This window comes from Ruegeria sp. HKCCA5426 (genome assembly GCF_013034585.1).
GTDB lineage: Bacteria > Pseudomonadota > Alphaproteobacteria > Rhodobacterales > Rhodobacteraceae > Ruegeria.
In genome coordinates this window covers 416974-438649 of record NZ_WQGH01000001.1, presented here as the reverse complement: position 1 = coordinate 438649, position 21676 = coordinate 416974, and the positions used below count along the sequence as shown (strand labels likewise).

Sequence of the window (21676 nt, the reverse complement as noted above, 5' to 3'; positions counted from 1 at the left end):
CGTGAAGACGACAACGCAGGTGGCAGTCATTGGGGGTGGTGTTGTCGGGTGCTCTGTCCTGTACCACCTGACCAAACTCGGCTGGTCGGACGTGATGCTGCTGGAGCGGTCCGAACTGACCAGCGGCTCCACATGGCATGCGGCAGGCGGTTTTCACACGCTCAACGGCGACACCAACATGGCCGCCCTGCAAGGCTATACCATCCGTCTTTACAAGGAACTGGAGGAGATCACCGGCATGTCCTGCGGCCTGCATCATGTGGGCGGTGTTACGCTGGCCGACAATCAGGATCGGTTCGACATGCTGCTGGCCGAGCGTGCCAAGCACCGCTTTATGGGCCTTGAGACCGAAATTGTGGGCCCCGAAGAGATCAAGAAAATTGCGCCTATCACCAACACGGATGGGATAATCGGCGCGCTTTATGATCCGCTGGATGGCCACTTGGACCCGTCCGGCACAACTCATGCCTATGCCAAGGCTGCCCGCATGGGCGGTGCAACCATCGAAACACATTGCATGGTGCATGAAACGCTTCAACGGCGGGACGGAACTTGGGATGTCGTCACCGACAAAGGCACGATTCATGCCGAACATGTGGTCAATGCCGGTGGTCTTTGGGCGCGCGAGGTCGGCGCCATGGCAGGTGTGTATTTCCCGCTACACCCGATGGAGCATCAGTATTTGGTCACCGACTCGATTCCTCAGATCGAAGCCATCATTGATGCAGGGGGTGAACACCCGCATGTGATGGACCCCGCAGGCGAAAGCTATCTGCGGCAGGAAGGTCGGGGCTTGTGCATTGGGTTTTATGAACAACCCTGCAAACCTTGGGCCGTCGATGGGACCCCGTGGGAGTTTGGGCACGAACTCCTGCCGGACGACTTTGACAAGATCACCGACAGTATCGAATTCGCCTATCGCCGCTTTCCTGTTCTGGCCGAGGCCGGTGTGAAATCTGTGATCCATGGGCCGTTTACCTTTGCGCCAGACGGCAACCCTTTGGTCGGACCTGTGCCGGGTCTGCGGAATTACTGGTCGGCCTGCGGTGTGATGGCCGGGTTCAGTCAGGGCGGTGGCGTTGGACTGACGCTGGCCCAATGGATGATCGAAGGCGAACCCGAACGCGATGTCTTTGCCATGGACGTGGCACGTTTCGGCGACTGGATCGGCCCCGGCTACACTCGCCCCAAGGTGATCGAAAACTACCAGAAGCGTTTCAGCGTCGCCTACCCGAACGAGGAACTACCCGCCGCCCGCCCGAACCGAACGACGCCGATGTACGACATCTTCAGTGATCTGGGCGCGGTCTGGGGCCAGCAATACGGGCTGGAGGTGCCCAACTATTTCGCCCAAGGCGATGAGCCGGACTATGAAACCCCCTCGTTCCGACGCTCGGATGCATTCTCGGCGACGAGCCGCGAGGTCAACGCTGTCCGCAACGGCGTCGGTATCAACGAGGTGCACAACTTCGGCAAATACCGCATCTCTGGCGCCAATGCGCGGGCATGGTTGGATCGGATCATGGCGGGGCGAATTCCACAACCGGGACGATTGTCACTGACCCCCATGCTGTCGTCTAAGGGCAAGTTGATTGGCGACTTCACCATATCCTGCCTTGGCGACGAAGAATTTCAGCTCACCGCCTCTTATGGCAGCCAAGCGTTCCACATGAGGTGGTTCCTGCAAAATCAAACCGACGGCGTGATCATCGAAAACGTCAGCGATCGTTTGAACGGGTTTCAGATCGCCGGTCCCAAGGCCGCCGACGTGTTATCAGCCTGCACGCGAGACGACGTCGCAACCCTCCGCTTTCTGGATGTGCGGCGCATGACAATCGGTATGACGGACTGCATCGTTCAACGGGTCAGTTATACCGGCGACTTGGGGTTTGAAATCTATTGCGATCCCATGGCGCAGAGGCAACTCTGGTGGACTTTGTGGCAGGCTGGGCAGCCTCATGGCATGGTGCCCTTTGGGATGCGCGCCATGATGAGCCTGCGTCTGGACAAGTTCTTTGGGTCCTGGATGCGCGAATACTCACCAGATTACACCGCAGCAGAAACAGGGCTGGACCGCTTCATTGCGTTTTCGAAAAACGTTGACTTCATCGGCCGTGCGGCGACCGAATTGGAACGTGCCGAAGGCCCGGCACGCCGACTTGTGGCCTTTGAAGTTGACGCGGACGACACAGATGTAAACGCATATGAGCCGATCTGGCTGAGTGGCCAGGTCGTCGGATTCTGTACATCTGGCGGATATTCGCACTATGCCAGAAAATCGGTGGCGATGGGGTTCCTGCCAGTCGAAGAAATCAGCGACGGGCTTGAGGTCGAGATCGAAATTCTCGGCCAGTTGAGGAAGGCTCGCGTGATTTCGGAACCACTATTTGACGCGGATGGCGCACGCATGCGGGGATGACATACGTCCCCGGCAGCGGCATTCTAGCCACATGATTCCGTTACCCATTATCCTTTTGGCCGCCGGACTGTCACGTCGTATGGGTGGCAAGGACAAGCTATTGCAAGCTGTTGACCGTATGCCTTTGTTGCGTCGCTCACTCGAAACGGCGCTGCAGGCCGGGCCGACCATCGTCGCCCTTCCTCCAAAGCCGCACCCGCGTTACGACGTGATCAAAGGTCTGGACGCGCAGATGGTAGAAATTCCAGATGCTGTCGAAGGAATGAATGCCAGCCTGCGCGGAGCGATGCGGCACGTCCCACCTGAAGCCACCGCCGTCATGGTATTGTTGGCAGACTTACCCGATATCACGCCCGGTGACCTGAAAGCAGTGATCGACACGGTTCAACACCATCCGGACCACCTGGTTTGGCGCGGCGCGACGGCTAACGGAAAACCCGGCCATCCGGTTGTTTTCCACCGATCACTATTTGATGACCTTGCAAGACTGACGGGCGATGAAGGCGCACAGGCCGTTGTCCGGGCACATGCTGACCGCGTGTGCCTTGTTCCCCTACCGGATCAAAACGCGTTGTTGGACTTGGACACCCCGGAAGACTGGGATGCGTGGCACCAAAAAAGAAACGTCTGAAAAGAACACGGCCCGGTCTTTTCAGACCGGGCCGGTGCCCAAAACAGGACTACCACTTTTCATCAATCCTGAAAGCGCGGCCATTTGTGCCATGTAGCACGCTGGCTATTCCGCCGCTGAACCTAAACAAGACCCCCTCGTTAACATGCCGCTCAGCGCTTCCAGTGACTGTGACGGCCGTTGGCACCCCCTAGTGCCTTCGGCTCCCCTCGCTTGGGCCTGATCATCGTCACCCATCGCGCCGGATCAGACAACGGGAAACTGGAAAGAACGGTAAATTTTCGACGTATCAGAATGGTTTTTGCGCAACATCCTGCCGAAGAAAAAACAATCATTGAGGGAACCGGAATTTGTGCTAATGGCGCTAAAATCGCCATTATGAGCGCTCTTATTCAACTAAAGACCAGTCACTTTTAGGCTTGTTGAAGCCAGTAAAGACTAAACCCCATACCTGGTCACAACCAAAACACGAGCGATTGCCAAAGGATCTGTGGATCCGTTCCTTTGTTAACCAAACTGTTTCAATTCAGCCCTTTTCAGGCATTGCCCGCATGTGCGTCAACAATCCAGTGATTCGAGCCGTTGATTCGCCTGGGCGCACGAAGTCTTACCGCCCAACCCGCGTATAAGACGGGCCCAATGTGGCGAAATTAAGATTTCTTAATCTTTCAAACAGGAAACACAAAGACTGATACGTCATCTGCTGATTTAACGCGCGGCCGCAACCGCGTGATACAAACAGGAGACCAATATGAGCATCCGTAAATCCTCTCTTCTTACGCCACGCACGTCCAATTGGGTGGGTGTCACCGCACTGAGCACCGCTCTGCTTGCGACGACTGCCTTGCCCTCGAAAGCGGACGAAGCACTGGCCGATCTGGTTGAGAGCGTGTCACCATCCGTCGTGACAATTATCGCTGAACAGGACGCCACCGCGGTTCCGGCCAGAGGACAGGACTTTGATTTGGAAGGCCACCCGTTCGGTGAATTTTTCAAGCGGTTTGGTACGCCAGAAGGGTTCAACGCCCCGCAACGCGGCCCGGCACAAGGTCTGGGATCAGGTTTTGTTCTGGATGAGGCAGGATACATCGTCACCAATCACCACGTTGTCGACAACGCGTCCAACGTCACCGTTCGCCTGAGCGACGATCGCACCTTTGACGCCGAGGTTGTCGGGACCGACCCGCTGACGGACATCGCAGTTCTGAAGATCGACGCGGGTGAGTCCCTTCAGGCCGTTGAGTTGGGCGACAGCGACGTGATCCGCGTGGGCGAAGACGTTGTGGCAATCGGCAATCCCTTCGGCCTGAGCTCGACCGTGACAACGGGCATCGTTTCGGCCAAGGGTCGTAACATTTCTCAAGGACCATATGCCGAGTTCATCCAGACCGATGCGGCAATTAACAAGGGCAATTCAGGCGGACCGCTCTTCAACATGGAAGGCGAAGTTGTCGGCGTGAACTCGGCTATTTATTCGCCCAGCGGCGGGTCTGTTGGCCTGGGCTTTGCGGTAACCTCGAACATCGTGGAACATATCGCAGCCGACCTGCGTGATGACGGTCAGGTCAGCCGTGGCTGGTTGGGTGTTTCGATCCAGAATGTCAGCCCTGAAATTGCCGCAGCGATGGGAATTGATGCCTCAAAAGGTGCTCTGGTCTCCGAAGTGGTCGATGGAAGCCCGGCCCAGGGAATCCTGGAACAGGGCGACGTCATTCTGACCTTCAACAATGAATCCGTCGACTCCAGCAGCGACCTGCCCTTGTTGGTCGGCACGACGAAGGTGGGGACTGACAGCACTTTGACAGTTCTGCGCGACGGCAAGGAACAACAGCTTGAGCTAACCATCGGCCAGCATCAAAGCGCCTCGGCAGACATCGACAAATCCGTTGATGAATCCATCTCGGGGACCGCATTGGGTGTAACCGTCGCACCGCTGACCGATACGACCCGTGCCGAGATGGGAGTGGGTGAAAATGTCAACGGCGTCGTCGTGACCGACCTTACGCCCGAAAGCCCGGCGGCCAAGGCTGGCCTGCAACGCGGCGACGTGATCGTGAAACTTGGCGGGCAGGAAACCGTTTCGCCGGATGCGCTGAAGGCCGCGCTGGACAGCGAAAAGACCGATCCTGCGCTGGTTTTGATCAATCGTGGCGGCAACCAGATTTTCGTCGCGGTTGAAATCGCCTGATCAGACACCCGCGCGCGCCACGTGATGGGGAATATCTGGCGTGCGCCTCCCCGGCGGATTGAATTGTCCGCTATCTGCCGGGACTGCCGGGTGCGCAACGACGCGCCCGGCACGTTCTTTCCCTAAAACCAGTGCTTTACCCGAAATTTTGTGTTTAAATACCGGTAGAAAGGAGTTCGGACCATGAGCCGTCGCCTGCTGATCGTTGAAGACGATGAAGACACCCGCGAGTTCATCGCCAAAGGGTTTGGCGAAGAGGGCTATGTGGTCGAACAGGCCGCTGATGGCCGTGAAGGTCTGTATCATGCCACCGACGGCGGGTTTGACGCCATTGTGCTGGACCGGATGCTGCCGGGGCTGGACGGGTTGTCGCTGATCCGATCCCTTCGGGCTGCGGGTCTGAAGACCCCCGTCCTGATGCTCACCGCGATGAGCGCAGTTGATGAGCGGGTTAAGGGGCTGCGCTCGGGCGCGGATGACTACCTTGTAAAACCGTTCTCTTTCCAAGAGCTGCACGCGCGGATCGAAGCGTTGTTGCGGCGCCCTCAGGAGGCCGAAGAAAACGCGACCTTGACCTGCCGCGACCTTGAGATGGACCTGCTGACCCGCAAGGTCACGCGCGACGGGCACGAGGTTTCGCTGACCCCGCGAGAGTTCCAGATCCTTGAGTATTTTCTGCGCAGAAAGAACCGCGTGGTGTCGCGCACGATGCTGCTTGAGGGTGTCTGGGATTACCACTTCGACCCGAATACGAACGTGGTTGACGTTCATATCTCAAAACTGCGGCGTCAGTTGGATGAAGGTGGCGGACCGCCTTTGATTGAAACCGTCCGGGGTGCCGGCTACATGATCTCTGATGGATAACCTTCAACTTTCCTTCAATAATTCCCGAACGAGATTGGTTTTCGCCAGCATGGTCCTCAGCACCTTGCTGACAGCGACGGTCCTGGCTTTGGTCTATGTCACGGCCAACCGCAGTATCGAAGGTGAAACACGATCGGTTGTATCCGCCGAACTGACCGGGTTGGCCGATGAATACGAAAGGCGCGGCCTTATAGGTCTGTTGACGGCCATCGAACGCCGCTTGCCCTCAGCGTCCGAGAGGGATGCGCTGTACCTGTTAACCGATCGCTTTGGCGCGAAGCTTGCAGGCAATCTCAAACAATGGCCTGCGGACGTCACCGCCGGCAGCGGATGGGTCGATCTTGAGCTTCGGCGCGCCGACAATGATGAACTGGTCCCCATTTCCGCCGCCTCGATCCGCTTACCGGGTGGTGAACGTCTGCTGGTCGGACGGGACGCCCTGGCGCGGCAGCAGTTTGACAGGGTTCTGTTACGCTCGGTTGGCATAGCACTGGCGATTGCCCTTGCGCTCAGTGTCTTAACAGGGTGGTTGTTTACACGACTGGTGTTCTCTCGCCTGTCAGACATAGCCAGCACCGCCGAGAATATCGTATCCGGAGACTTGTCCCGGCGTATGCCCCTACGCGGGACAGGTGATGAGTTTGATCAGGTGGCCCGCACGCTCAACACCATGCTGGACAAAAACGAGGAACTGATCAGCAATCTGCGCACGACCTCAAACTCGATCGCGCACGACCTCAGATCCCCTCTGTCGCGCCTGCGCCAGAGAATTGAAACCCTGTCCGACCCAAGCAAAACTGATCTGGACCGCGAGATTGATGTGGCACGGGCCACAGCGGAAATTGATCATGTTCTCAGAGTGCTGGGCCAGCTTACTGACATCTCGCGTGCCGAGGCTGGTGTGGGACGCGAGCAATTTGAAACTGTCGACCTGCAACAACTGGTTGGCGATGTTGTTGAACTTTATGAACCCGTGGCCTCGGATCAAGGAGTTCAGATCACCGTCAATGGAACGGCAAACCCAATTCAGGGTCACCGACCTTTGCTGTCGCAGGCCCTGTCAAACCTGCTGGAAAATGCAATGCGCTATGCGCCTGAAGATACATCCATCGACATAACAATTTCCGCGGATGGCCCGTTCACGTGCATGAGTGTCCGCGATCACGGCGCCGGCGTTCCAGACGAAGACCTGCCCCGCCTTCAAGTGCCGTTCGTCACGCTGGATCCCGCACGTACCGAACGAAACGCGGGGCTTGGGTTGGCACTGGTTGCCGCGATCTCGCACATGCATGGCGGTGCTTTCATGGCCTCAAACAGCAACCCCGGCCTGCAAGCGACCATCAAGCTGGGACGCCATTAGTCGCCATTGTCTTATTCTTGTACCGGTTGTCCGACGTCACGTCTGCGCCGAACCAATCCGGGGGCGTAAAGGCCACCGCCTCGGCCTCAGTCGAAAACTCGACCTCGACAAGTTGCAGTGGGGCAAGGTCCCCTTGAAACACATCCAGTTCAAACACACGCCCACCCGAGAGACTGCCGGTATACCGCTCTTTCTCGACCCGGCGTCCTGCGGTTTCAGGCCAAAAGGTTTCGAACTGCTCGGCTGAAATTTCCGCCTCACGCTCGACCCGAACCATCGCGCCACCGCCCTTGAGGGTCAGGTAGTAGTGATCGTTCTTCTGCCGAAGGCGCAATTCGGCCGAATCGTTAGGAGATGTCAGATAGCCCTGCCGCACGATGGCCTTATCCGCACGGCTTAAATCCGGCAGGTCAGCCACAAGGAATTTGCGTTCGATTTCGGTACTCATTTGTCTGAAACCACTCCGTTTTCCAACTCATCATAAAGCGCGCGATACGCGGCACTGGCCGCGCTGCGTCCCGCATAGACGCTGACGGGCGCCCTATTCTGCCCCATCCGCTCGACATCCGCGGCAAACGGGACCGACGCCTGCAAGAACCGTTTTCGATACAGTTTTCGCATCACCATCATCGTTTCCACATGCAACGTCTTTCGGCGTTGGACCATCGAAAAGAAGGCGCGTAATTTTTTCTTTGGCAGCCCCTTCTGATCAAAGAAATTCACCAGTTGGTCGAAGGTCCGTTCGGACAGTGTCGTCGGTATGACGGGTACAACAATCTGGTCTGCGGCTTTGAATATGTTCTCGGACAAGGTCGAAAAATTCGGCGGGCAGTCCAAAACGATCACGTCATAGTCGCTGCCTGCCGCAACCAGAGCTTTCTTCAACCGCGATCTCTTGTTGCGCATCCGAGACAGAAACACATCAAAGTCGCGAAAGGTCATATTCGCCGGCAGAACGTCCAGCCCTTCGAAATCGCTGGCACGGATAGATTTGGTAAAACGCTCTACATCCTCGAAAAAACGGGCATCCGTCAGTTTCTTTGAAGGTTTGACACGCAGATAAAATCCTGACGCCCCTTGCGGATCGAGATCACACAGAAGAACAGTTTTCCCTGCCTTCGCATAGGCATAGGCCAGATTGACCGCAGTCGCAGTTTTTCCAACGCCGCCCTTGTTGCTGTAACAGGCTATGATCTTCAATCCCTAGTCCTCCTTGTGGTGAAACAGACTGCGAAACAGGTGTCGGATGTTCGGGCCGTCGAAATGCTGAAAATTGGCAATGACGCGCGCTCGCTCTGATTTCTGCCGCCGATACAGCATGGCAACCAACCCGCCGACAGACATAGCAAGTTGAGCGTTTGCACGATTTTGAGAGTTACTTTGCAGTGCAACAAATTCCAAAAGCGCCTCTTGCTGGACCGAGCAGTCATTGAACAATCCAAGGTTATCTTGCAGCTTTTTCAACGGCTTGATGATTGTTTTGAAATCCCCTGCGTCGAACAAAGGCCCAAAGAACTCCATCAGATATCGCAGCTTCTTGCAGTCGATCCGTAAATCATGAACCAATTCGTCTGGGGTTTCGGGGGTGATCTGCCGCGCCAGTTTGCAAACCTTTCTGTAGCGTTTCCAAATCAGGGCGCAGGCATACCCATAGGCTCCTCGACTTGCGTTGGGTCCGGGCTCAAGGTTTCCAACATCTGAAAAGAGTGCGGTCAGATCATTCAACTGACGATCATATTCAGCAGATTTGAACCGTCGCGAAAGAGTGCCAAGGGCTTGCAAACGCTCTTTTTCAAACTGCGCGAACATGGCCTCGGCGCCTAAGTGAAGGCCGGAGGGTAATAATTTGAAATATCTATCTTTATCCAGCAAATACACATCAAGATCACGAACCCGTCCCGTCGGGGCCATCAACTCTGAGAACGCGTGTTTCAGCTCGATTGTCTGCTCAGTTGAAAACACACCTTTAAACAGGCTCAACACCGACCTGACACGACGCAGGGACACTCGGTAATCATGCAGATACTCGGTGTCGATATCTGCAATTACACCTGCCTCATTTTGGCGCGCTACGGCTAGGAAAGTTCGAATGATGTCCGTTGCCACCTCGATGGACGGCTCTTCCTTGCTCAATGTGATATCCGGTTTTGCGCGGTACGGAACCGCGTCTGGAAAGAGCGTCCCGAACAAAGCGTCTGCTCCGTTTGTCTTCGCTGCCAGTCCTTTCAACCTTGTGCAAACGGCGCTGAATGCACTGTCGTATCCTTTCAGCCGCTGAACGAACACGATACTTATTTTACCAACCTCAGAGTCCAAGGCATATACGCATCCACGGACCTGAGTTTTTTGTAGGCCATCCAGAACCGAAAACTCGTGAACTCGGAGCGTTCCTGTTCCAATGCTGGTCAACGCGCGTAATTTGGGAAAGCCCTGCAAAGCCGACTTTACGGCTCCGTCTGGAAGATCTTGAACAAACGCGCCGTTCCCCCGGGCGTTCTGCGCCAATACCTCACCACTGAATTGAAAAAGCAACAGCGACCCGGACGTTTCAACCAAGGCGTCTCCGGACATCCTGATTGACTGATCAAAGCAGTCCAGTATCTGAAATTTCTGAGCGGCCTTTGCGGGCTCAACCCGCAAGCAAAGTTTCTTTAGCGGCTTCGCAAGCAAAGAAGGTTCAAACCCGCCATGAATAACGAACAAAGCGTCCGCCCTTGTCATAGCGTGCGCTCCTTCCGTGGCGCTGCAAGGTGCTCGCTCACAAGGACTTCCACGAAGTTCTGCGCGCTTTCACCTTCTTCAATCGCGCGAAGCTTGAGTGGGTTCCCATCCAGCGGCAAAGATTTTTTCTTTTTGCCTTGGCTTCGTTCTTTGCGGATTCCTTGTTCTTGGACATCGGCACCTCGCTTGACAGGATGTTGTCATGCAATCGCATACGTCTGTCAAAAGCAAGCCTGCCAAACCTCACCTGATCTGGCTGACCTTACATACGCGGTCGGAACAAGTGGATGACAGCAGCAACTGGCATCGCTAAGACGCATGTATGACTGACCCGGTTTCATCCATCCGCAACCTTGGCCCCGCGTTTGAACAGGCCTGCGCGCGTGCGGGCATACACTCGGCTCAGGACCTGCGCGAGATGGGTGCAGATGCTGCGTATACCAAGTTGCTACAGTCCGGATCACGCCCGCATTTCATCGGCTATTACGTGCTGGTTATGGGGCTGCAGGGTCGCCCTTGGAACGATTGCAAGGGTGATGAGAAAAAGGCGCTGCGCAAACGGTTTGACGCAATCAAAGCAAGTGTCGGAACAGCGCCTGAGGCGCAAATGATTTCCGACCTTGATGCGATCGGCGTGCGGGTGTCACCGGACGATTTGAAACCCGCATAGAAAAAGCCGCCCTCAAGTTTTGAGGACGGCTTTTCAACTTGTTCCGGCAACGATTTAGCCGACCAGTTCAATGCCCGAGAAGAAGTAAGCGATCTCAACCGCTGCAGTTTCAGGTGCGTCCGAACCGTGGACCGAGTTTTCGCCAACCGATTCAGCAAACTCGGCACGGATGGTGCCGGCGGCCGCGTCTGCGGGATTGGTTGCGCCCATGACTTCACGGTTCTTTGCAATGGCGCCTTCGCCTTCCAGAACCTGAACAACGACCGGAGCCGACGACATGAATTCGCACAGTTCATCATAGAAAGGACGCTCGGCATGGACTTCGTAGAACTTGCCAGCCTGTTCTTTGGTCATGTGGATGCGCTTTTGCGCGACGATGCGCAGGCCCGCGTCTTCGAACTTGGCGTTGATCTTGCCAGTCAGGTTGCGGCGGGTTGCATCGGGTTTGATGATCGAGAATGTGCGTTCCAGTGCCATGTCGGCCTCTCCTTCGTGTTTGGCGCGCTGCGCCGAAATCCATCGCGCGCCGCCTAGCACGGTATTTGACCCAAGAAAAGCGTTATGATGACCTGACCGTCAGATCGCGTCGGGCAACGGCTCTACCCGGTCGACCCAGCGCACGTACAAAATGGCCAACAGCCCTGCAAAACTGCACGCGCTCATCATGCCCAGCACCAGGTAAGGACCGTTTTCGGGGCTGACCAGCGCCCCGGTCATTGATGTCAGCACCGCCCCTAAAGCGACAATCATCGCGCCAGATAAACCCGCCGCGCTGCCCGCCAGTTTCGGCCGAACCGACATTACTCCGGCTGATGCATTTGCGTTGGTCAAACCGTTCCCAAAGCCAACACAAATCGCCGATCCGAAGAAGACCCAGACAGACCCCAAGTCTGCCAAGAATAACAGCAGTCCGCAGAATGGACCGGTCGATGCCACGACCCGCCCGATCAGGATCATCGTCGTTAGGCGTGTTCGGGCCGCGATCCGCCCGGTGATGAAATTCCCCACCATGAATCCGCCCGTGATAATACCAATGCCCAGCCCCAACGACGCCGGGCTAAGGTCGAACCAAGCGGCGGCCACAAGGGGCGCTCCGGTGATAAAGGTAAAGAACCCACCGATCGAAAATGCCGCGCACAAAGCGTATCCCCAGAATCGGCGGGCCCGAAACAGATGCGGGTATTCGCGCAGTTGGGCCGCAAACGTTGCTGATGGGGTGCTGTTCGTCTCGCCCATATCCAGCCAAAGCAGCGCAAACATCCCTGCCCCCAGCATGGTGTACAATGTGAATCCGGCCTTCCAACCGAACAGCATATCCAAGGCCCCACCCAGCATCGGACCCAGCATTGGCGCCAAGGCCATCGCCATGGCGACGTATCCCAGTTTGCTGGCAGCTTCATTCGGGGCGTATCTGTCACGGATCGACGCGCTTGATAAAACCGGGCCAGCAACCACGGCCGCCTGCAGCAATCGAAAACCCAGAAAGACCCAGATCGACTCGGCCAAAACGCACCCCAGCGAGGCGATTGCGAATATCCCTAACCCGATCAACATTATAGGTCGGCGCCCGAACCGGTCCGACAAGGGGCCCACGATAAGTTGCAATATCGCTGAAACCGCCAGGTAACCGGCGACCGAGAAGTTAACCAGTGCGTAGTCGACCTGAAAATCCTCGGCCATGCGTGCCAGTGACGGCAGGAACATGTTTAGCGACAGCACCGACAGTGCCGTCGCAAAGATCAAGGTGACCAAGGAAGGGGGCGTCTGGGCCGCTCGCATGGGTCAAGAAACCGTCTGAAATCCAATCGGACCAGCGCTATCACATCGTGTCCGGGAAGAACATGCCAAGCCGCTGGCGGCGGCAACACGGCTCTGCTAAGAGCGGCTCATGTTACGGATCGAAGACATCAACTATGCCGTCGAAGGCCGCCCCCTGTTCGATGGGGCCAGTGCGACAATTCCCGATGGACACAAGGTGGGCCTTGTGGGGCGCAATGGCACCGGCAAGACCACCCTTTTCCGCCTGATCCGAGGGGAACTTGCGCTGGAATCGGGCAATATCGTACTGCCGAAACGCGCGCGGATCGGTGGCGTGGCGCAAGAGGTGCCCTCGTCCGATGTCTCACTGATCAACACGGTGCTAGCCGCCGATACCGAACGCAGCGCCTTGATGGCCGAGGCCGACAGTGCCACAGACCCCTCGCGCATTGCCGAGATTCAGACCCGTCTGGCCGATATCGACGCATGGTCGGCCGAGGCGCGCGCGGCCTCCATCCTCAAAGGTCTGGGGTTTGATGATGAGGATCAACTGAAACCCTGCTCGGATTTCTCGGGCGGCTGGCGGATGCGCGTCGCTCTGGCGGCGGTGTTGTTTTCTCAACCCGATCTGTTGCTGCTGGACGAACCGACCAACTATCTGGACCTTGAAGGTGCGCTGTGGCTGGAAAGCTATCTGGCCAAATACCCGCATACGGTCATCATCATCAGCCACGACCGCGGACTGTTGAACCGCGCGGTGGGCTCGATCCTGCATCTGGAAGACCGCAAGCTGACCTATTACGCGGTGCCTTACGATAAATTCGCCGAACGCCGCGCGGAACGCATTGCGCAGGCGGAATCGGAAAACGCCAAGGCCAAGGCCCGCATCGCCCATCTTCAAAGTTTCGTGGACCGGTTCCGCGCCAAGGCCACCAAGGCCGTGCAAGCCCAGTCGCGCCTGAAAATGATCGAACGCATCCAACTGGTCTCGACCCCGCAAGAGGCCGCCCTGCGCGCGTTCTCTTTCCCCGAGCCAGAAGAACTGTCGCCCCCGATCATCCATCTTGAAGGCGGGATCACAGGCTATGGCGACACAGAGGTGCTGCGCCGTTTGAACCTGCGCATTGATCAGGATGACCGCATCGCCCTGCTGGGCAAGAACGGTCAGGGTAAATCGACCCTGTCCAAGCTGCTGTCCGATCGCCTGCCCCTGATGGCGGGCAAGATGACCCGCAGTTCCAAGCTGCGCATCGGCTATTTCGCGCAGCATCAGGTGGATGAACTGTATGTGGACGAAACCCCTCTGGACCATCTGCGCCGTTTGCGCCCGGATGAGGCACCGGGCAAATGGCGATCCCGTCTGGCCGGTTTTGGGCTGAACGCCGATCAGGCAGAAACGCAGGTCGGTCGTCTGTCAGGCGGTCAGAAAGCCCGTCTGTCGCTGCTGATCGCGACAATCGACGCGCCGCATATGCTGATCCTTGATGAACCGACCAACCACTTGGATATCGAAAGTCGCGAGGCGCTGGTCGAGGCGCTGACCGCCTATTCCGGCGCAGTGGTTCTGGTCAGTCACGACATGCATCTTCTGTCACTGGTGGCGGATCGGCTGTGGCTGGTTTCGGAAGGGACGGTCAAGCCGTTCGAGGGTGATCTGGAGGCATATCGTGCCATGCTGCTGGCCCGTGACAAACCGGTGAAGGAAAAGCCAGCAATCGCCAAGCCCAAACGCCCGTCACGTGACACCATGCTGGCCCTGCGTGCCGATCTGCGCAAATGCGAGGACCGGATTGAAAAGCTGACAGACATGCATGAAAAGCTGTCCGCGAAACTGGCGGACCCGGCGCTGTATGAAGATGACCGGATCAGCGATCTGGAATCGTGGAACCGCAAATTCGCTGAGGTGGTCGAAGCCATGCAAAAAGCCGAAGCGTTGTGGGTCGCAGCCGCCGAACGCCTGGAACAAGCAGAGGGCGCGGCATGATTGATCTGGCCTTTTTCGTAACCGCATTCACCACCCTGTTCGTGGTCATCGACCCATTCGGCACCACGCCCATCTTCGTTGCGCTAACGCAGGACATGGACGCCGCAACCCGTCGCAAAACTGCGATCCGCAGTTGCCTGACCGCCGTCTTCATCCTGATTGCCTTCGCCGCCTTTGGCGAGGCCGTGCTGGGCTTTGTCGGCATCTCAATGCCCGCCTTCCGCGTGGCGGGTGGAGCGCTGCTGTTCCTGACCGCGCTCGATATGCTGTTTGACCGCCGCACCAAACGGCGCGAGGACCGGGCCGAAGAGGAAGAACACCCCGACCCGTCGGTCTTTCCACTGGCCATTCCCCTGATCGCTGGGCCGGGGTCGATTGCAACGATCATTCTGCTGGCCGGTCAACACCCCGGCGTTCTGGGAATTGTCGAGGCTTGTGTGGTCATGTTGGCCGTTATGGCCGTTGTTTTCGCCTTTTTTCTGTCTGGGGGCGTTATCGCGCGCATTCTGGGCAAGACCGGCCTGAACGTCCTGACACGCCTGCTGGGAATGCTGCTGGCCGCCCTGTCCGTACAGTTCATTCTGGACGGCCTCAAAGCCTTTGGATTTGCGTCCTGACTCCCCATGTATCACTCAAGCTCATGGTTTAAGGTGAAAGTATGGATGGCGACAGCATAGCTCGCATTGCGTATCTGGGACTGCTTGGCGCGGCTGTCGTGGCCTGGTTTATTTCGCAGAACAGGCAGACGCTGAACAAGACGCTGCAACAGGCGATGGCCTGGGTGTTCATTTTTATCGGCGTGATTGCCGTTGTGGGTCTGTGGGAAGACATTCGCACGACCGTCGGCCCTGCCCCGCAGATGACTGTGACGGACGAAACGATCGAAGTCCCCCGCGCCCATGATGGCCACTATTATTTGCCCGTTGTGGTGAACGGAGAGCCGATTACCTTCCTTGTCGACACCGGTGCCAGTCAGATTGTGCTGAGCGCACAGGACGCCTCCCGCGTTGGTATTGATCCCGATCAGTTGAACTATTTCGGCCGCGCGGCCACTGCGAACGGTGAGGTCCGGACAGCACCCGTTCGGCTTGAAACCTTTACAGTTGGTCCGATCACCGACCAGAATGTCTCGGCCTGGATCAATGAGGGTGAGCTGCACAAGTCCCTTCTGGGGATGGACTACCTGCACAGGTTCTCGAACATTCAGTTTGCCGACGGTAGAATGATTTTGTCCCGCTGAGGGCATTTCCAAATTGAGAACAAAATGAGAACATGCTAGATTGAAAGCATGTCTACTCATCTTCTTGGCCGCAAACCCGCGCGTGAAGCGCCGGGCATAAATCTTGATCCGCAAGTCGCCCTGCAACTGGGTCGCGTGCACGAAGCCTGCGGCCCCGCCCGGCGCAGCTTTGCCATGTGGCTGGCGGGTCAGGCGCAGGGACCGGTGCTGTGGATTTCCCCCGCGTGGGAGCTCGGTCAACTAAACCCCGACGGGATGATGCCCTTTGCGGATCCGGCCCGGTTCATCTTTGTCCACCCGACCCGTGCCGAAGACGTACTGTGGTGCCTTGAAGAGGCGCTGCGCAGCGGGGCCATTCCGCTGGTGATCGGTGACCTGCCCGGTGCCCCCGGCCTGACACCCGTGCGCCGGATGCATCTGGCCGCCGAACAGGGTGGCGCGATGGGGCGGGCTCCGCTGGGGTTGCTGCTGACCCCCGGCGATGGCGGTGCGCAGGGCGTCGAAACGCGCTGGCATATGGCAGCCGATCATGCGGGGGAAGTCCGCCGCTGGACCCTGACCCGCAGCCGTGCCCGCGCCCTGCCCCCGGTCAGTTGGCACGCCACTCAGACCAAACCGCGCGCGGGGCTGAACCTGCGCCAGATGAAAACCGAAGACGCCCGCGTGTGACACTGGCGGAAGATCACGCAAGATGTGACTAGCCAAAACCAAACCTGCGCCCTAGCGTGCCGGGATGAGCCACGCGATCCACGACAGCCGCTATTCCTGGCTTCGCCTCTTGATCACGCTCGCCATTGCGACGGTGGCGAATGTAGGCATGTGGGCCGTGATCGTGGTGATGCCCGCAATCGAGGCGCAGTTCGACGCTGGCCGGGCCGAGGCATCGTTCCCGTATGTCCTGTCCATGATCGGCTTTGCGCTGGGCAACATGTGGCTGGGCCAACTGGTGGATCGGCTGGGTGTGACCAAGGCGCTGATCGGGGCCGCGGCACTGAGCGCAATCAGCTACCTGCTTGCAACTTGGGCACCGAACATGGCGCTACTGTCTGCGGCTCATCTGTTGCTGGGTCTGGGAACCTCGATCGGATTTGGTCCGCTGATCGCCGATATCTCGCACTGGTTCATGAAGCGGCGCGGCATCGCCGTGGCGCTGGTGGCCAGCGGGAACTATCTATCTGGCGCAATCTGGCCGACCCTGCTGTCTGGCATTCTGGCGCGCGAGGGATGGCAGCAGGTCTATCTGACATTGGCGATTATCACACTGGTCGTCGTGATCCCCCTGTCCCTGCTACTGCGCCGTCAGGTTCCGGTCGAAGCCCATCAAACCGCAGCCGCAAACGCGCAAATCAACGCGCGTAGTGTCGGCATATCCCCACGAACACTGCAGTACATTCTGGGTCTAGCCGGGATCGGCTGTTGCGTGGCGATGTCGATGCCACAGGTTCATATCGTTTCGTACTGCGTGGGGCTGGGTTATGGCCCTGCTGTCGGGGCCGAAATGCTGTCTCTGATGCTTCTTGGCGGTGTGGTCAGCCGGGTTGTCTCGGGGATGGTCGCGGATAAGCTGGGCGGTCTGTACACATTGCTGATCGGCTCGGTCCTGCAATGCATCGCCCTGTTCCTGTTCCTTCCGTATGACGGGATGGTTTCCCTGTATGTCATCAGCCTTATGTTCGGGCTGGCGCAAGGTGGGATCGTACCCAGCTATGCTTTGGTCGTGCGCGAATACATGCCTCCGCAAGAGGCCGGAGCGCGGGTCGGCTTTGTCATGATGATGACAATCATGGGCATGGCCCTAGGCGGGTGGATGTCCGGGTGGATTTACGACTTTACCGGAAACTACCAACTGGCATTTATCAACGGCATTCTCTGGAATGGTCTGAACATCGTCATTCTTTTGACCCTGCTCAACCGATCACGCCCGCGCAGGCAAGAGGTACCCGCATGACCGTACTGTCACGGCGTACCTTACTGGCCGGGCTTGTCACCCTACCGATGGTCCGCCCTGCACTGGCCGCGCTACAGCCTTACGAACTGCTGCAGGACGGAACATCAGTTGACTTTACCTTTGCGCTATCTGGCATCACACAATCCGGCACGATGCCGATCCAAAGCGCCGATATTCAGATCGACCTTCGCGACCTGCCAAACAGCCGCGTTGCAGTCGTCCTGAGCGTTGCCGAAGCACGCACCAAAGTCCCTTTTGCCCGCAAACCGATGCTAAGCGAAAGCGTTCTGGACGCCGGCGCCTTCCCGACCATCCAATTCGAGTCGACCAGCATTCTGTTAGGCGAAGGCGGGCGTATCTCTCGCGGGGCGATGGTTATCGGTGATCTGACTTTGCGCGGCGTTACCCGCCCTATCGCGCTCCAGGCGAACCTGTTTCGGGAACGCGGCAGCGCCACCGACAATCTTGATGATCTTTCAATCAACTTGACCGGAGCACTAAACAGGCACGACTTCGGCGCGTCCGGTTATGCTGATCTGGTGCAGGATACAGTCGGGCTGGACATTCAGGCCCGCATCAAACGCATCGGATAGGTGAAAAACGACGTGACAAAGTCGATAAGCTGCGCGCGTCCCGCTCAGGATGCGCCAATCTGAGGCCATTATGCGCACCATCATTTCTTTTGCCGCCCTGTTCCTCTCGGTCATACTGTTGCAGCTATCAACAGGTGGCGTCGGCCCGCTGGATGCCATCTCGGGCCTGACGCTTGAGTTCACGACCGAGCAGATCGGTCTTTTGGGCTCGGCGCATTTCATCGGGTTCTTTATCGGTTGCTGGTGGGCGCCGCGCCTGATGGGAAGCGTGGGTCACTCGCGCGCTTTTGCGGTCTGTACTGCCTTGGGTGCAATGGGTCTGTTGGGGCATACGTTGACGGAAAATCCGTATGTTTGGGCGGTGCTTCGTATCGCATCGGGCACATGCGTCGCTGGGTGTTACACTGTGATCGAGGCTTGGCTTAACGCCAAGGTAACCAACGAAACACGCGGGCGCGCGATGGGCACTTACCGGATCGCGGATATGGGCGCGTCCTTATGTGCCCAGTTGATCATCGCCGTTTTGCCGCCTGCCTCTTATGTCTCGTACAATCTGTTGGCGATATTGTGTTGCGCGTCCCTGTTGCCCTTGACCCTGACACGGGCAAGCCAGCCGAAAACCCCTGACGCGCCGCGATTGCGACCCAAGCTTGCCTGGCGCAGCTCCCCCTTGGCGGTGGCGGGCGTGATCGTGGCTGCGTTAAGCTCGGCATCGTTTCGGATGGTCGGGCCGGTTTACGGGCAAGAAGTTGGCTTGGACGTAGATCAGATCGCTTTCTTCCTAGCGTCCTTTGTCTTGGGTGGGGCGCTGGCACAGTATCCTTTGGGCTGGCTGGCGGACAAATATGACCGCCGCTGGGTGTTGATCTGGCTGTCGGTCGCCGCTGTACTAAGCTGTGGTGTGACCATGGCAGCTAGCGGTGCCGGGACGTTCGGCGTGATGCTGGCCGCAGGACTATTTGGCCTGACAACCTTTCCGATCTTTTCGGTCTCGTCCGCCCACGCCAACGACTTTGCCACAACTGAACAGCGGGTCGAACTCTCTGCTGCATTGATGTTCTGGTACGCGCTCGGGGCGATCGCCTCACCATTCATCTCATCAACTCTGATTCAGCAATTCGGACCGGGTGCGCTGTTTGCATTTGTGGCGGTTGGTCATGTCGGGCTGATCGTCTTTGGTCTGGCCCGGATGCAATCGCGCCCAACACCAGAAGAGCGCACGAATTATGTCTATGCACCGCGCACCTCTTTCACAATCGGGCGGCTACTGAAGAAGTCACGGGAAGAGCATAAGTCCGGCCCCTGAACTCTGGATTTTCACGTCCAAACTGGCAGGTAAGCAAAAGCTGGGGTTTTGCTGGCCGGTCACATCATGTAGACGGGCGCGCAGACAGTTACGTGGAAGCACAAAATGGCTCGGATTCTCATCACCTCGGCGATCCCTTACATCAACGGGATCAAGCACCTCGGCAACCTGATCGGCTCACAATTGCCCGCCGATCTGTACGCACGCTATCAGCGTGGCCGCGGGAATGAGGTCATGTTCCTGTGTGCCACCGATGAGCACGGTACTCCGGCGGAACTGGCCGCCGCCAAGGCGGGCAAGCCAGTAGGAGAGTATTGTGCCGAGATGCACGGCGTGCAGGCCGATATCGCCGACCGGTTTGGCCTAAGCTTCGATCACTTTGGCCGGTCCTCCAGCGACCAGAACAAGCACCTGACGCAGCATTTCGCGGGCAAGCTGGACGATGCGGGCCTGATCCGCGAGGTCAGCGAGAAACAGGTCTATTCCAACGCTGATGGTCGTTTCTTGCCCGACCGCTATATCGAGGGCACCTGCCCCAATTGCGGGTACGACCGTGCCCGTGGGGATCAGTGCGAGAACTGTACCAAACAGTTAGACCCCACTGACCTGATTGAGCCACGCAGCGCGATCAGTGGCTCGACCGATCTTGAGGTGCGCGAGACCAAGCACCTGTATCTGCGTCAATCCGCGATGAAGGATCAACTAGATGCGTGGATCGACAGCAAAACCGACTGGCCGATCCTGACCACTTCGATTGCCAAGAAATGGCTGCATGACGGCGACGGGTTGCAGGATCGTGGCATCACCCGCGATCTGGACTGGGGTGTTCCGGTCAAAAAAGGCGATAAGGACTGGCCCGGCATGGAGGGCAAGGTTTTCTATGTCTGGTTCGACGCGCCCATCGAATATATCGCCTGCGCCAAGGAATGGGCCGATGCCAGCGGCAAACCGGATTCCGAATGGGAACGCTGGTGGCGCACCGACAAAGGCGCGGATGATGTTCGTTATGTGCAGTTCATGGGCAAGGACAACGTGCCCTTCCATACGCTCAGTTTCCCTGCCACCATTCTGGGTTCGGGCGAGCCGTGGAAGATGGTCGATCACCTGAAATCCTTCAACTACCTGAACTATGACGGCGGCCAGTTCTCGACCTCTCAGGGCCGTGGCGTGTTCATGGATCAGGCGCTGGACATCCTGCCTGCCGATTTCTGGCGCTGGTGGCTGCTAAGCCATGCGCCCGAAAGCAGCGATAGTGAGTTCACGTGGGAGAATTTCCAGCAATCGGTGAACAAGGATTTGGCCGACGTGTTGGGTAACTTTGTCAGCCGGATCACCAAGTTCTGCCGTTCGAAATTCGGTGAAGCGGTTCCCGAAGGCGGCGCATTTGGCGAGCGTGAACAAGAACTTATCGCGGAACTTACCCGGCGCGTCCGCGCCTATGAAGAGTTCATGGAGGCGATGGAAGTTCGCAAATCGGCACAGGAGCTGCGCGCGATCTGGGTGGCGGGCAACGAGTATCTTCAATCTGCAGCCCCTTGGTCGACCTTCAAGGAAGACCCCGAACAGGCCGCTGCGCAGGTCCGCTTGGGTCTGAACCTGATCCGCCTTTACGCGGTCCTGAGCGCGCCGTTCATCCCCGAAACCTCGGCCAAGATGCTGAGCGCGATGAACACGCTGGACACAAGCTGGCCTGACGACGTGGCCGAGGCGCTGAACGCATTACAAGCGGGGCATGAATTTTCTGTTCCCGACGTTCTGTTCGCCAAAATCACCGACGAACAGCGCGAAGATTGGCAAACCCGTTTTGCCGGTACACGCGACTAAAGCCACGCGACAGCATTGAACACGAAGGGGGCATTTTGCCCCCTTTTTGTTGTCAGGTTCGTGCTCAGACTCGTCCTTTAACCTGCCCGGCGCGCGATCTTTCGCGCAAGCGCGCTCGTAACCCCGTACGCTACCGCAAGAAATTCCGCCAGCGATCCGGCGGAAACGCG

Annotated in this window: 19 protein-coding genes; 14 read left to right on the top strand and 5 right to left on the bottom strand. The window is 57.8% G+C overall.

What is annotated here, in order from left to right; all coding sequences use genetic code 11:
- Position 1 precedes the first annotated feature (1 nt).
- The 5 genes from GOV87_RS02120 (at position 2) to GOV87_RS02100 (ending at position 7462) form a co-directional block, all read left to right on the top strand.
- Complete coding sequence (locus GOV87_RS02120; RefSeq protein ID WP_171210658.1) at positions 2-2419, top strand: FAD-dependent oxidoreductase; 2418 nt, start codon at positions 2-4, stop codon at positions 2417-2419.
- Between the two features lie 31 nt (positions 2420-2450).
- Positions 2451-3050: an NTP transferase domain-containing protein gene (locus GOV87_RS02115; protein WP_171210657.1), complete on the top strand. Its 600-nt coding sequence runs from the start codon at positions 2451-2453 to the stop codon at positions 3048-3050.
- Between the two features lie 751 nt (positions 3051-3801).
- A complete protein-coding gene (locus GOV87_RS02110) occupies positions 3802-5238 on the top strand; it encodes a Do family serine endopeptidase (protein ID WP_171210656.1) in 1437 nt (478 codons plus the stop codon).
- Between the two features lie 183 nt (positions 5239-5421).
- The gene (locus GOV87_RS02105; protein ID WP_171121197.1) at positions 5422-6102 is read left to right on the top strand and encodes a response regulator transcription factor; all 681 of its coding nucleotides are present in this window, start codon (positions 5422-5424) and stop codon (positions 6100-6102) included.
- Between the two features lie 49 nt (positions 6103-6151).
- Positions 6152-7462: a HAMP domain-containing sensor histidine kinase gene (locus tag GOV87_RS02100; protein WP_254447294.1), complete on the top strand. Its 1311-nt coding sequence runs from the start codon at positions 6152-6154 to the stop codon at positions 7460-7462.
- Here GOV87_RS02100 and GOV87_RS02095 read toward each other — a convergent pair.
- Genes GOV87_RS02095 through GOV87_RS02085 form a run of 3 tightly spaced genes read right to left on the bottom strand, consistent with a single transcriptional unit; the run spans position 7443 to position 10183 of the window.
- Positions 7443-7910, bottom strand: coding sequence for a CYTH domain-containing protein (locus GOV87_RS02095; RefSeq protein ID WP_171210654.1), 468 nt, complete (start codon positions 7908-7910; stop codon positions 7443-7445). The genes GOV87_RS02100 and GOV87_RS02095 overlap by 20 nt on opposite strands.
- The gene (locus GOV87_RS02090) at positions 7907-8662 is read right to left on the bottom strand and encodes a ParA family protein (protein WP_171123023.1); all 756 of its coding nucleotides are present in this window, start codon (positions 8660-8662) and stop codon (positions 7907-7909) included. Before GOV87_RS02090 ends, GOV87_RS02095 begins: the two co-directional genes overlap by 4 nt.
- Before the next feature lie 3 nt (positions 8663-8665).
- Positions 8666-10183 (bottom strand): CHAD domain-containing protein, encoded by a 1518-nt coding sequence (locus GOV87_RS02085; protein WP_171210653.1) that lies wholly within the window; start codon positions 10181-10183, stop codon positions 8666-8668.
- Positions 10184-10505: 322 nt separating this feature from the next.
- Between GOV87_RS02085 and GOV87_RS02080 the strand changes: the two genes are divergently transcribed.
- Positions 10506-10853, top strand: a complete 348-nt coding sequence (locus tag GOV87_RS02080; RefSeq protein WP_171210652.1) for a TfoX/Sxy family protein — start codon at positions 10506-10508, stop codon at positions 10851-10853.
- Positions 10854-10907: 54 nt separating this feature from the next.
- On the opposite strand, the gene ndk is transcribed toward GOV87_RS02080, so the two are convergent.
- A complete protein-coding gene (ndk, locus tag GOV87_RS02075; protein WP_170352964.1) occupies positions 10908-11330 on the bottom strand; it encodes a nucleoside-diphosphate kinase in 423 nt (140 codons plus the stop codon).
- 99 nt (positions 11331-11429) lie between these two features.
- Complete coding sequence (locus tag GOV87_RS02070) at positions 11430-12632, bottom strand: multidrug effflux MFS transporter (RefSeq protein WP_171210651.1); 1203 nt, start codon at positions 12630-12632, stop codon at positions 11430-11432.
- Positions 12633-12741: 109 nt separating this feature from the next.
- On the opposite strand from GOV87_RS02070, the gene GOV87_RS02065 reads away from it, so the two are divergent.
- The 8 genes from GOV87_RS02065 to metG all read left to right on the top strand — a co-directional run bounded on the left by GOV87_RS02065 (position 12742) and on the right by metG (position 21506).
- The gene (locus GOV87_RS02065) at positions 12742-14595 is read left to right on the top strand and encodes an ABC-F family ATP-binding cassette domain-containing protein (RefSeq protein ID WP_171123015.1); all 1854 of its coding nucleotides are present in this window, start codon (positions 12742-12744) and stop codon (positions 14593-14595) included.
- Entirely contained in the window at positions 14592-15212 is a 621-nt protein-coding gene (locus tag GOV87_RS02060; protein WP_171210650.1) for a MarC family protein, read from the top strand. Before GOV87_RS02065 ends, GOV87_RS02060 begins: the two co-directional genes overlap by 4 nt.
- 41 nt (positions 15213-15253) lie before the next feature.
- Positions 15254-15835 (top strand): TIGR02281 family clan AA aspartic protease, encoded by a 582-nt coding sequence (locus tag GOV87_RS02055; protein ID WP_171210649.1) that lies wholly within the window; start codon positions 15254-15256, stop codon positions 15833-15835.
- 48 nt (positions 15836-15883) lie between these two features.
- Positions 15884-16504, top strand: a complete 621-nt coding sequence (locus GOV87_RS02050; RefSeq protein ID WP_171210648.1) for an ImuA family protein — start codon at positions 15884-15886, stop codon at positions 16502-16504.
- Between the two features lie 64 nt (positions 16505-16568).
- Complete coding sequence (locus GOV87_RS02045) at positions 16569-17783, top strand: MFS transporter (RefSeq protein ID WP_171210647.1); 1215 nt, start codon at positions 16569-16571, stop codon at positions 17781-17783.
- Positions 17780-18376: a YceI family protein gene (locus tag GOV87_RS02040; RefSeq protein WP_171210646.1), complete on the top strand. Its 597-nt coding sequence runs from the start codon at positions 17780-17782 to the stop codon at positions 18374-18376. The genes GOV87_RS02045 and GOV87_RS02040 overlap by 4 nt, the downstream gene beginning before the upstream one ends.
- 70 nt (positions 18377-18446) lie before the next feature.
- Positions 18447-19682, top strand: coding sequence for an MFS transporter (locus tag GOV87_RS02035; RefSeq protein ID WP_171121184.1), 1236 nt, complete (start codon positions 18447-18449; stop codon positions 19680-19682).
- Between the two features lie 105 nt (positions 19683-19787).
- On the top strand, positions 19788-21506 hold the full coding sequence (gene metG / locus GOV87_RS02030) for a methionine--tRNA ligase (protein WP_171210645.1): 1719 nt from the start codon (positions 19788-19790) through the stop codon (positions 21504-21506).
- Positions 21507-21676 lie beyond the last annotated feature (170 nt).